This window comes from Neisseria sp. P0004.S004, assembly GCF_051963335.1.
Taxonomy (GTDB): Bacteria; Pseudomonadota; Gammaproteobacteria; order Burkholderiales; family Neisseriaceae; genus Neisseria.
In genome coordinates, this window is record NZ_JBQCUK010000005.1 from 145,470 (window position 1) to 158,178 (window position 12,709).

The window sequence follows — 12,709 nt, forward strand, 5'->3', positions numbered from 1 at the left end:
TGTATTGATGCTGAATGAAAGGCATTTTTAGAGCCTTAGCTCTTATTATAATTTATTGCCGTCTGAAATCAAACGAATCTTAACGATTTAATTTATTGTATTATAACAGAATTATGACAAATATCGGCAATCGGTTTTCTTTTCAGACGGCCTTATCGGTATAAATCCATTAATTTCAATAAGAAATATTCTGTTAATTCCAATATTTCGCCGTTCCAATCGAAATACGAACGGCGCGCGGTAACAGGCCGTCTGAAAGACGGATGCTCGGCATCTTCAAAACGAAGAAACTCAAAATCCGAACGTTTCAACGGCAATGTACCCTCAAACAGACGCTCTCCCAAAGGCTGCGTTCCGCAATCCAATAATTCTGTCCATAGACGGCTATCCGGCCGGCACGCGCTTCTGGCTTGTATCACTGTTTCGCCGTCCAGTTTGAGCAAAACATCGCGCACAAAGATTTCGTCTCCGTTTTCCGCTCCCTTCGTCAAACCCAAATACACCAGCTCGACCGAAAAATCCTTACCTGAAGCGCGCAACGCAGCGGTTAGCGAAGAAACGGTCAACAAATGTTCGGCTTTAGACGGCAGAAGACTTGAAGCTTCGGCATATGAGCAAAGCGTGCCACGCGGTATATCAAACGCCATTGACCACCTCTGTTTTTGCTAACTCCTGCCATTGGGCTTCGGGAAACTCATCTTTCAGACGGCCTTTGAGATATTCCAAGGTGTCGCCGGCAACGGTTTCATCTTTGCTGTCGTGAATATGGTTGAAAATCAGGCTGTGTAACCGGATGCCGTATTGTTTGAGCGCGGAGAAGCTGAGCAGGGTATGGTTGATGCTGCCGAGCCGCCCGCTGGTAACGAGAATGACGGGATAAGCCTGTTGCTGAATATAATCAATGGTTAACAGGTTTTCCGTCAGAGGAACCATCAATCCGCCCGCGCCTTCGACCAATACGATTTCGTATTGTGCCGCCAGCTGCTGCGTGGCAGTGTGGATTTTGTCCAAGTCCAAAGCCCTGCCGTCCAGACGGGCGGCGAGGTGTGGCGAGGCGGGATAGCTGAAGATTTCGGGCATGGTCAGCCGCTGTTTGTCGGCTTCCTGCATGGGTATGCCCATGATGTTGCGGTGGACGGCGATGTCGTCGGCGATGTTTTGGCAACCGGTTTGCACGGGTTTTTGCGTAATCACGCTTTTGCCCTGCTGCAACAATTGTTTTGCCAACATGCCGGTGGCGACGGTTTTGCCGATGTCCGTGTCTATGCCGCTGACGAAGTAAACGCCTTTCATTTGCTGTGTTCCTTCAAAATTTGTACGGTTTTGTCGGCGAGTTCGGTCAAGAGGCCGTCTGAAATAATGTAAGGCGGCATGAGGTACACCAGCCTGCCGAATGGGCGCACCCAAATGCCCTGCACCACGCAGTCCGCTTGAAAACGCGCCATATCCACGCCTTTTTCCAGCTCAATCACGCCGATGGCACCCAAAACGCGCACGTCTTTCACGCCGCGAATGTCCCATGCAGCTTTCAGACGGCCTTTTAAAATACTTTCGATGCGGCGGATATTTGCCTGCCAATCTTGGGACAAAAGCAGTTTGACCGAAGCGCAGGCAACGGCACACGCCAGCGGATTTGCCATAAACGTCGGCCCGTGCATAAACACGCCCGCTTCGCCGCGCGAAATCGTTTCGGTAACTTTTTGCGAAGTGACTGCCACCGCCAGCGTCATATAGCCGCCGCTCAAGCCCTTGCCGATACACATAATATCCGGCACGACCTCCGCGTATTCGCAGGCAAACATCTTGCCCGTGCGCCCGAATCCGGTGGCGATTTCATCAAAAATCAACACGATATCAAATTCATCGCACAAATCGCGCAAACCACGAAGATACTGCGGATGATAAAAATACATGCCGCCCGCGCCCTGCACGACCGGCTCTAAAATAAAGGCGGCGATATCCGCATGATGCGCTTCAAACAAGGCGCGGACAGGCTGTAAATCCGCCTCGTCCCACTCATCGTCGAAATGGCTTTTCGGATTATCGACAAAATAACGCTGCGGCAGAGCGCTGCCGAAAATATGGTGCATCCCCGTTTCCGGATCGCAGACGGACATTGCGTTCCAAGTATCGCCGTGATACCCGCGCCGTACCGTCGCAATATTCTGCTTCGCGGTCAAACCCCGCGCCTGCTGGTATTGCACCGCCATTTTCAGCGCAACTTCCACCGCAACCGAACCCGAATCCGCATAAAAAATACGGTCCAGTCCCTGCGGCAAAATTCCGACTAACAACTTGCCCAGCGCCACCGCAGGCTCATGCGTCAAACCGCCAAACATCACATGCGACATTTGCTTAATCTGCGCCTCAACCGCCTGATTCAAAACGGGATGATTGTAGCCGTGTATCGCACACCACCAAGACGACATCCCGTCAATCAACCGCGTACCGTCCGCCAATTCGATGTGCACACCCTCCGCTCGGCGCACCGGATAAACAGGCAACGGGTCAGTCATGGACGTATAGGGATGGAGTAGATGGGCGCGGTCAAAATCGAGTAGGGAGGAATGTTCAGACATGTTTAAAACAATGGTTTGATTAGTTTCATTATTATATAACATATTTCCTATTTCAGACGGCACGTCTTCCGTACTGCATCAACGCCAATCCGCCCACCGCCGCCAAACAGCCGGCAACCAAGGAAACATGCAATGCCTCGCCCAAAAACCAAGCGGAACACAAAATACCGAATACCGGCACCAAAGTAATGTACGCCGCCGCGCTGCCGGCGCCCAAAGTCTTCACGCCTTCAAAATACCACGCATAGCTCAAGACCGTTGCCCCGACAGACAGGCCAATCAAAGCAAACCAGCCCCTGCCATCCATTTCGGCAAGCATACCAAACGGCAGGCCGTCTGAAATCAGCGCAGGCGGCAGCAACATCATTGCACCCAGCCAAGCGGTAGCCACAGTGACCGTCAGCGCATCAATCCCCTGCAACACCGCCCTGCCTATCATCGTATAAGTAACCAAGCAGCAAAGGCTGCAAAACACCAGCACTTCGCCCCACCCTATGCCGCCACCCGACAAAAATGCCGCAATCTCGCCATGTGTGACCGCCCATATCGAGCCTGCCACTGCCAACAACATACCCGACACAATCTTGCCGTTAAGTTTCTCGCCAAATAGCAAAGCCGCAAAAAACATCGTTAACACAGGATTGAACGTGACCAACACCGTCGCCCTTGAAGCAGGAAGCCGCTGCAAACCTAGCATAGACAACACAGTAAAACCAAATACGCCGAATGCCGCCGCCAGTGCCAATCCAAGCCATTGTTTGCGTGACAAAACCGCCAAAGTACGCAATCGATACCGTGCAAACAGCCAGCCCAAAAGCAAAATTGCCGCTGTCAAAAAGCGCAGCATACCGCCCGTTAAAGGCGGCAGCGCTTGTCCCAGCATCCGCCCCATCGGCCAAGATGCGCCCCAAAACGCCGCCATGCCCAATAGTTTTAGATGGATTACTAAATGTTTCATGGTGATGGATAACTTGAATAATCGGTTTAGAAAGCGTACAAGCTCAGTTTGGAAGGATAAATTTCCTTAGCCGCCGATACTTGATAGAGTTTGTGCGGATAAAATACTACGCTGATCATTACGGAAACAAAGGCCGTCTGAAAGACTGAAATCCAGCTTTTTCAGACGGCCTTTACTGCTCAATCAATAAGGCTTACAACTCAATGCCTTTGAGTTTCGCCACGGTATTAATGTCTTTATCGCCACGGCCGGAGAGGTTGACCAAAATCACTTGGTCTTTGCTCATTTTCGGCGCGTTTTTCACCGCCCAAGCAACGGCATGGCTGGATTCCAGCGCAGGAATAATGCCCTCGAAACGGCAAAGCAAGTCAAAGGCTTCGAGTGCTTCGTCGTCTTTCGCAACAGTGTATTCCACGCGGTTGATGTCGTTCAAATGGCTGTGTTCCGGGCCGATGCCTGGGTAGTCCAAGCCTGCGGAAACAGAGTGCGTACCCAAGACTTGACCGTTTTCGTCCTGCATTAAATAGCTGCGGAAACCGTGCAATACGCCGATAGGGGCTTTGCTGGTAATCGGTGCGGCGTGGTCAGGCGTATCCACACCCAAACCGCCGGCTTCTACGCCGACCAAACGCACGTTTTCTTCTTCGATATAGGGATGGAACAAACCGATGGCGTTCGAGCCGCCGCCCACGCAGGCAACGGCAACATCAGGTTGGCGGCCGATGGCTTCCAACATTTGTTCTTTGGCTTCATTGCCGATCACGCATTGGAAATCGCGTACCATTTCCGGATACGGCGCAGGGCCTGCGGCAGTACCGATGATGTAGAACGTATCGTCCACGCGGGCAACCCATTCGCGCATGGCTTCGTTCATCGCGTCTTTCAAAGTGCGGCTGCCGCTGTCCACGCTGACCACGTTCGCACCCAATAATTTCATACGGAACACGTTGGGCATTTGACGTTGGATATCGTCTGCACCCATGTACACGTCGCAAGTCATGCCGAAGCGTGCGGCAACGGTAGCAGAAGCCACGCCGTGCTGACCCGCGCCGGTTTCGGCGATGACACGTTTTTTACCCATGCGGCGTGCCAACAATGCCTGACCGATGGTGTTGTTGACTTTGTGCGCACCAGTGTGGTTCAAATCTTCACGCTTCAGCCAGATTTGTGCGCCACCCAAATGCTCGGACAATCGCGCGGCATGGTAAACAGGGCTGGGACGGCCGACATAGTGTTTCAAATCATGGCGGAACTCTTCCCAAAATGAAGGATCTTCTTTCGCTGCTTTATAGGCTTCTGCCAATTCTTGCAAAGCAGGAATCAGGGTTTCGGAAACGTACAGGCCGCCGTGTTCGCCGAAAAAGCCGTTCTCGTCGGGAGCGTGATAATTTTTCATGGGATTTTTCCTTGTTCGTTTTATGGTTTCAGACGGCCTGATTCAGTACAAGGCCGTCTGAAAGTAAAATTGTCAGCAATTATAGCCGTTTTCCATTCATCTTGTCGGCAACTAATTGAATAATAATATCAGCAGACAAAATAGGAACAACAGCGTACAGCTCGATGTTGCAATCAATGCCGTACCCAACGGCGGCGCGATATATTTTTCTTCGTTTTTGTTTCTCAGGCATAGTTTTAATGCCAACATCCCCAGCCACAGTGCCAGCAACCAACAACCCAAAAAGTTAAGCACAAGCAAAGCAATAATCAACTCATTGGTATTTTTTATAGTGCTTACATTCAAAAATATCCAATTAAGGCCGTTAACAGACATAATGACTGCAGATATTTGTATCACATACAAAAGCGTTCCGCCCAGCAATACCTTGATATGCCATTGTTTGGCCTTCAGCCACACTGAGACGACATTAAAAAGCCACCACAAAGCCATAAACGTCATTAAAGAAATTTCATAACGGTCCATCACCCTACTCCTAAAAAACAGTCAATCCAGCCATTTCAAAAAAAGCCCGATACGCCGCCGCTTTTTTCGCCAAACTCAAAGGATAGGCACGCGAAGTCGAAGGCAGACGCGTCAGGGTCAACTCACGTCCAACATAGTGAAACGGCACTGTTTCGCCTGTCTTCGGCATTTTCATACCGCTGCCTTGAATCTCCAACAAAACTTCGGTTGCCTTACCGCCGGTGGTACAAAGATGGCGGCACTCAGGCATTTGCGCCAATACTGCCGCCAAATCGACGGTTTCTATCACTTTTAAAAACTTATCCGAAGCATTGCCATGTTCGCGTATGGCCTTCAACACGGTCGGACAGGATGCAATCCCCTTCTCACTCAAAAACGCTTTAATTTTATCGGCATCAAACGCCTTTTCGCCCTGCTTTTGAAAATGCGCCGCATCGCCGAAAAACACCAGCCCATACACGCGCCACATATCGTTTTGGAAATTCGGATAATGAAACTGCATCGCGTGTTTTTCTTCTTTAGGCGGAAACGTCCCCATCATCATGACCGTTGCCTGCGGCGGCAACAAGGCTGCGAAGGGGTGGGATTCAACGATTGGCTCTTGCATATCTGTATTCCGGTTGTTTTTCATTCAAACAAAATTTCAGACGGCCTTTACTGCCTGAATAAACGCCGCCATTTTCTCCCTGCTCTTAATCCCGCCGGAGATTTCCACGCCGCCAGACACATCCACCGCCGCCGCGCCACTGATTTTTACCGCTTCGGCAACGTTTTCCGCCGTCAATCCACCGGCAAGTATCCACGGTTTGCCGATATTGCCGTGCAACATGGTCCAATCGAAACTTTGTCCCGTACCGCCGTATTCGGTCGGATGATAGGCATCAAACAGCAAAGCGCGGGCATTCGGAAATTTGGCACAGGCCGTCTGAATATCGGCAGCGGACTGTACGCGCACGGCCTTCAAATACGGGCGGTCAAACCGACGGCAAAAATCATCGTCCTCATCGCCGTGAAACTGAATCACATCTATCGGCACCTGACGCAAAATCTCACGGATGGTTTGCTCGTTTTCATTCACAAACAAGGCCACCACCGATACAAACGGCGGCAAATTTCTCACAACCTCCTGCGCCTGCTCAATACTCACAGCCCGTTTACTCTTGGCGTAAAACACCAGCCCGATGGCATCCGCACCCAATTCGGCCGCAGCCAGCGCGTCTTCAGGTCGGGTAATACCGCAAATTTTGGTGCGTATGGTGTTCATGGCGATGGCCTTTTTAAACAGATGAGTCAGATATTATATAGTTAACAAACACAAAGTTTAAGGCCGTCTGAACATGAAATATCAAGTTCAGACGGCCTTAAACTTCAAAACAACCATCAGCCGATAATATTGGCGGCCGTCAGCTGCGCAGCGTCTTCGTTGTAGAAACGTGCAAACTCTGTGCTACTTTCAGCTCCTGCACCCCGATACGCCAAGGTTTTTTGGGCGCTGTTGAACACAAGATACGAGCGGTCGGGGCTGAATGTATCCACATCGCGGACAAACAAATCCGCCCAGCTAACCTGGCTTTCTTTCTCATTGAGCAACGGGCGCATGGCGCTCAAATCCAACTTGTCTTTGACCGGATTGAAATCCAGCAAATGATCCAGTTTGCCCTCGCGGACATCCCACGCAGTAAATGCCACCGTATCTCTACCCTCGCCGGTAACAATGGTATCGCCACCCAGACCTCCTGCCAGATAATCATTGCCATCACTGCCTTTCAATACATCGTCAGCCGCACTACCATGCAAGGCCGCTACGCCTTTGTTGTCTCCACTGATGCTGACAGACCAATCAAAGCCGTTTTTGCCTAAGTCGATTTCCTTACCGTTTGCCGCATACGCCATCTTATCGCCCTGCTGGTGCGCCGTCATTTCCACGCCTTTGAGTGACAGAACGTTACCGGCTGCATCCTCTGTCTGAACCACGGCAAGCATGGGCCGGTCATCGTTATAAATAGTAGATGTACCAGTTGCGTATGGCGTTTCTTGGGCATCATTACTGCTGCTACCCCATTTGTTTTCAATGCCGTCTGAAAAACCGTCTTGGTCAGAATCCCTCAAATAAGGATTTTTGTAATGCTTGTCGATACGTTTACCTTGGGAGAAGTATTGTTCAAGTTCGGTATCAGACTCATAAAAGCTGGTCATATTGTGTTTGCCCCATACATCGCCGCTTTTGAAATCCAAAACCTTGGCATTCGGATATCTGCCCAATCCTTTATGAACTTGGGACGCAGCAGCACCTGCAGCTAAACCTAGAGCAGCTCCAGCCGCAAAGCCCAGTCCTCCGGTCACTGCACCCAATATCCCACCGACTACTGCACCAATACCCGCACCTGTTTTACCAGAAAAACCATCTCCAACCCATTCGCCTTTGATTACATAGGAATTGGTTTCATACAGATGGCGTGCCTGTGTGGTATCCGAGTTGTCTATGATACGTGTTTCCGCCATTTTATCGGCCATATCCCGTGCTTGTTTTAAAGCTTCGGGCGAATCGCTGTCCACATTCAAAACAGCCGGATTAAACAGGCTGCTGCGTTTAAAATTACTTGCCCAGTCATAACGCTGTTGCATGGTATGTGCGGCGAAGTATTCTGCAAGATAGCCTCCCAACGAATGTCCGGTCGAATACACATTTTTGGCATGAAGCGTATTAACATAACGGGCAATATCATCCAAATATTTGGTTTGCTCCGGCAACTTACCGTCCGCAATTTTCAAATCAGCCAAAACATCTTCAATGCTGGTCGCCTGCGTACCTCTAAACGCTACCACAACATTTTCCCAACCGCCCTTTTTGTTCGAATTGCCGAAAATCGCATAATCCAAACCGCTTCCCAAACTATCAGCCCTAAGCAATTTCCATTCCCCAGTCAGTTCAGAGATATTAGCCTGATTGATAAAATATTTACTGTTAATATCTTTGACAATAGAAGCATATCTCGTATTCCACCAATAATTACCTGTAAATAAAGCATGCAGATCATATGAAGATTCATAAACCAACGACGAGAACATCCGCAAATCGCGCTCGGAAACATTCCACTCCTGCGGATTGCGGTCAATGGCATCAACCAAACCGTCGCCATCACTGTCTTTGGTAAAAATAGAATGCTGAGCCTGTTTATAACTGGGTCGGACAATATCATTGGCTCTTTTTTGAGTGGCAATATTTTCCCAATACTGCAAAGAGGCCGTCTGAAGGTACTGCCCTTGTTCGGCGGCATGTGTGACGGCATGACCATCTTTGTAAAGCACACGCATGGTTACGCTGTCTTCGCCGGCATCGTGCTCGGGATATTTGAAGATTTCAGCAACATCCATTTCCTTATCCGCGAATTTATACTTGGATACAGATGAATAGGTCTTGTGTTGCTCTTTAAGAGTCAGCGTTTCGCCTGTTTCACGAATCGTAAATACCCAATCTTTAAGGGCAGGATTACTGGCGCTTGGACGAGTAGTAAGACTAATATCCTTCGCACTCAAACCTTCAAAATGAATGCTGTTATGGCCCAAATTATCTGAAATGACATCATGGCCGCTGCCGCGGCGGAACACATAAGTATCATCTCCGCTACCACCTTCAAACGTGTCATTTCCTTCGCCGCCATCTAAATAATCATTACCGGCATCGCCGCGCAAAATATCGTTGCCGGTACCGCCGTAAAGTTTGTCGTCGCCATCGCCCGCCAACAGCAAGTCATAGCCTGCCTCTCCGCGAAGCACATCATTGCCGCGGCCTCCGATCAAACGGTTGTTGCCAATGTTGCCGATTAGGACGTTGTCGGAATGGTTGCCGAAGCCGAAATAATTGCCGCTGCCGGTCAAGGTCAGGTTTTCAACATGAGTCGGCAAACGATAAGTCATACCTGTGTAGACCGTATCAATGCCGCCATTGGCTTCTTCGATAACGACATCGTTTGGACTGTCCACATAATACGTGTCGTTACCATTGCCGCCGCGCATTACGTCTGCACCGATTCCGCCGTCTAAAACATCGTCGCCTTCGTTTCCTTCCAAATAATCGTTACCATGATCGCCACGCAAAATATCGTTGCCGTCGCCACCATAAAGTTTGTCGTCATCATCGCCTGCCAGCAGCAAATCATTACCCGCCCCGCCGTAAAGCACATCCTTGCCACGTCCGGCGCTCAAACGGTTGTTGCCGCTGTTCCCGATAAGGACGTTGTCGGAATTGTTGCCGAAACCAAAAATATTATCGTGGCCGGTCATCGTCAGGTTTTCAACATAATTTGGCAACGTATAAGTCGTATGGGTATAAACCGTATCCGTACCCTCGCCGTACCTTTCAACGATTTGGTCATTCCGGTTGTTCACAATAAAGGTATCGTTTCCTAAACCGCCGTAAAAAATATTGTGTCCCAAGCTGCCATACAGCACATCATCACGACGCGTGCCGATAATCACTACGGACTCTTCGTTATTAGGTTGGTTTTGAGTTTCAGTCATTTCTTTATCCCTTTGTTAAATTTAATTTGAATATGCAATAATGCGTTTAGATTATATAAGCAAGCTAAAAACAAGTGGATTTATTCATCCAAACAGATTCAAAATGCTTATCAAATTAACAACAGTTATAAAATGACTTCGTGATTATTACTCCGTTCTTATACTGCCTATTTTTTCATCACAATTAATTTATTCTTTATTATCAAATATCAAACCAAACTATCCACAATTGGATTCACACAAAATTTGGATAATGCCCGTCAAGAATAAAAAAATATCAAGGCCGTCTGAAAAGTCTTTCAGACGGCCTTTTATCCTTTTACTCAAACGGTTTCTTCTGCCAATAAAACTTATCCTTTTTTAGACGGCCTCGGAACACATCGTCTTGCCCTAAAACAAACACCAATGCGCCTGACAAATCTGTTCTCAACAAAGTAATACCGTGCGCGCGGACACGATTTTGTACGGCAACGGTCGGATGTTTGTAGGCATTGGCATAGCCACTGGATGCTACGGCATATTGCGGCGAAACCGTATGCAGAAAGCTGCCTGACGAAGCCGTACTGCTGCCATGATGTCCCAACACCAACACTTGGCTATACAGCGCATTGCCGTATTTCTCAATCAAACCGGCCTCGCCCTTCACGCCCAAATCGCCGGTTATCAACAAGGCTTTGCCGTTTGCCACGACACGCAATACGCAGCTCTGGTCGTTATCTTCCTTGCCCGTATTTTCAGACGGCCGGAGCAACTCGAAATCTACGCCGTCCCATTGCCATTTGTCTTCTTGGCAAAACTCTGCATTCGGATAAAACTCAGGTTGTCCGGCAAGCAATTTATCGGCACCGACAGCCGCCACACTTTGAAAACCGCCGTCATGGTCAATATCATGGTGCGACAAAATCAGGCTGTCCAAACGGCGCACGCCCATCGCGTTCAAACTCGGCACAATACCTGTTTGCGCCACTTGCTCCGTTCCCGTATCAAACAAAAGATTGCGGTTACGCGTTTGTATCAACACCGACAAACCTTGCCCCGCATCCATCACCGTAACTCTTGCCACCCCCTCCTCCAACTTGGCAGGACGGTAAAACACAAAACCCAATAAAACCAAACATGCCCAAGGTTTCAAGCCTAGTCCTCGTGGCAACAATAACAGCAAAGCCGCCATCATCGCCAACACCAGCAAAGGCACGGGCGCCGCTGCGACGGCAAATTCAGGCGATACCGTAGCCAGCCATACCAAACCGCGTAAAGTGTATTCCGCCAAAAATGCCGCTATTAACTGGACAGGTTCAAAAGAAAAAACTGAACCCAGCAAAGCCAACGGCGTTAATACCCAAGAAAACCAAGGAATAGCCAGCGCATTGACCAAGGGACTGAACAAAGGTAACGAAGCAAACAAATAGCCCAGCAATACCACCGACAATACCGTCGCCGCCCATTGCCCCCGTACAGCCAAACGCCAGCCCGACTCTTTCAGACGGCCTGATGAAGCCCAAATCAAAGCAGCAACCAAGCCGAAAGACAACCACGTTCCCACGCCCAATACGGCCAACGGATCCAACAACAAAACAACGGCCAAAGCCTGCCACCACGCCGTCCATCCCGAGCCGCCACTGCCACGCCACCATGCCCACGCAAACGCAACCAACATCAACACACTGCGTTGCGTCGGCACGGAAAAACCGGCCAAAAGTGCATAAAACAAAGCCCCGGCAACACCGCCGGCCAATATCCACACACGCGGTTGCGCCGGAATCCACGGCGAATAACGAAAAATTCGCTTAATCAGCCAGGCAAACAATACCGCCACCATCGTCACATGCAAGCCCGAAATACTGACCAAGTGCGTCAGCCCCAAAGGCCGGAATGCCTGCCACAAAGGCGGCCGCAACGCCGATTGCTCACCAATACTCAAAGCACGCATCAACCCTATGCCGTCTGAAAACTCAGGATATTTATCCTCTATTCTCTGCCAACTTTGGCTTACCGCATCACGCATATTAGCCAAACCGAAACCACCGCCTTGACGCACGAGTTTCCTATCGCGTCCCAAAGTACCCATGCCATCGATACCATTGGCCAAAGCCCATGTTTCACGGTTCAAACCGCGCACATTCACTTCACCGATCACCGGCCTTACCCGCGCCGATACAGACCACCGACTGCCCACCGCCCAATCACGCCGCTGATAATCCGACAACATCAAATCAAAAGCCTGCCCACGCTCATCCCAAGCCCTTGCCGCAAACTGCACGCGCCGACCATCATCACGCGGCATATCCGCCACTTCAACCGTCAAAACTTTAGCCGCCACCTCCCCTACAGGCCATTGACCGGCCAACACCAGCCCTGTTCGCCACACACCAAACGCCATGCCCACGCAAACAGCCAGCACCAACCAAACCACAGCAAATCTTCGACACAACGAAAGCGCGCCAATGATTACAGACAACCAAACCCACCATAGCGGCACAAACGGCAACGCAAACGAAAGCACTACCCCAACCACCCAAGCAGGCAATACAAACCGCCACGCCATGAACGTCTTCCCTCAAATTATGATTATTAGATATATAATAATAAATGTTTTTAGTATATTATGACAAATACCAACCAGCGTTAGCAGATAAAAAGAGAGGTTCAAATCATTTTAAAACCGTCAAATCATTTCAAAACCGACAGACGCAAAAAAGCGCAACCCGAAACAGATTGCGCTTTTTTATA

Annotated in this window: 10 protein-coding genes; all 10 read right to left on the reverse strand. The window is 49.6% G+C overall.

What is annotated here, in order from left to right:
* Nucleotides 1–152: 152 nt before the first annotated feature.
* The 10 genes from ACTHRY_RS06045 to ACTHRY_RS06090 all read right to left on the reverse strand — a co-directional run bounded on the left by ACTHRY_RS06045 (nt 153) and on the right by ACTHRY_RS06090 (nt 12,524).
* Complete coding sequence (locus ACTHRY_RS06045) at nt 153–647, reverse strand: chorismate--pyruvate lyase family protein (RefSeq protein ID WP_440374109.1); 495 nt, start codon at nt 645–647, stop codon at nt 153–155.
* A complete protein-coding gene (gene bioD, locus ACTHRY_RS06050; RefSeq protein ID WP_049322858.1) occupies nt 637–1,293 on the reverse strand; it encodes a dethiobiotin synthase in 657 nt (218 codons plus the stop codon). Before bioD ends, ACTHRY_RS06045 begins: the two co-directional genes overlap by 11 nt.
* A complete protein-coding gene (gene bioA / locus ACTHRY_RS06055; protein WP_440374110.1) occupies nt 1,290–2,579 on the reverse strand; it encodes an adenosylmethionine--8-amino-7-oxononanoate transaminase in 1,290 nt (429 codons plus the stop codon). Before bioA ends, bioD begins: the two co-directional genes overlap by 4 nt.
* A 52-nt stretch (nt 2,580–2,631) precedes the next feature.
* Nucleotides 2,632–3,537, reverse strand: coding sequence for a DMT family transporter (locus ACTHRY_RS06060; RefSeq protein WP_049322855.1), 906 nt, complete (start codon nt 3,535–3,537; stop codon nt 2,632–2,634).
* A 193-nt stretch (nt 3,538–3,730) separates the two neighbouring features.
* The gene (gene trpB, locus ACTHRY_RS06065; protein ID WP_049322854.1) at nt 3,731–4,933 is read right to left on the reverse strand and encodes a tryptophan synthase subunit beta; all 1,203 of its coding nucleotides are present in this window, start codon (nt 4,931–4,933) and stop codon (nt 3,731–3,733) included.
* A 111-nt stretch (nt 4,934–5,044) separates the two neighbouring features.
* Entirely contained in the window at nt 5,045–5,458 is a 414-nt protein-coding gene (locus tag ACTHRY_RS06070; RefSeq protein WP_049322853.1) for a hypothetical protein, read from the reverse strand.
* A gap of 10 nt (nt 5,459–5,468) precedes the next feature.
* On the reverse strand, nt 5,469–6,065 hold the full coding sequence (locus ACTHRY_RS06075) for a uracil-DNA glycosylase family protein (protein ID WP_049322927.1): 597 nt from the start codon (nt 6,063–6,065) through the stop codon (nt 5,469–5,471).
* A gap of 36 nt (nt 6,066–6,101) precedes the next feature.
* Complete coding sequence (locus ACTHRY_RS06080; protein ID WP_049359555.1) at nt 6,102–6,722, reverse strand: phosphoribosylanthranilate isomerase; 621 nt, start codon at nt 6,720–6,722, stop codon at nt 6,102–6,104.
* Between the two features lie 116 nt (nt 6,723–6,838).
* Nucleotides 6,839–9,979, reverse strand: coding sequence for a M10 family metallopeptidase C-terminal domain-containing protein (locus tag ACTHRY_RS06085; protein ID WP_053088385.1), 3,141 nt, complete (start codon nt 9,977–9,979; stop codon nt 6,839–6,841).
* A gap of 319 nt (nt 9,980–10,298) precedes the next feature.
* The gene (locus ACTHRY_RS06090; protein WP_049322851.1) at nt 10,299–12,524 is read right to left on the reverse strand and encodes a DNA internalization-related competence protein ComEC/Rec2; all 2,226 of its coding nucleotides are present in this window, start codon (nt 12,522–12,524) and stop codon (nt 10,299–10,301) included.
* Nucleotides 12,525–12,709: the final 185 nt, after the last annotated feature.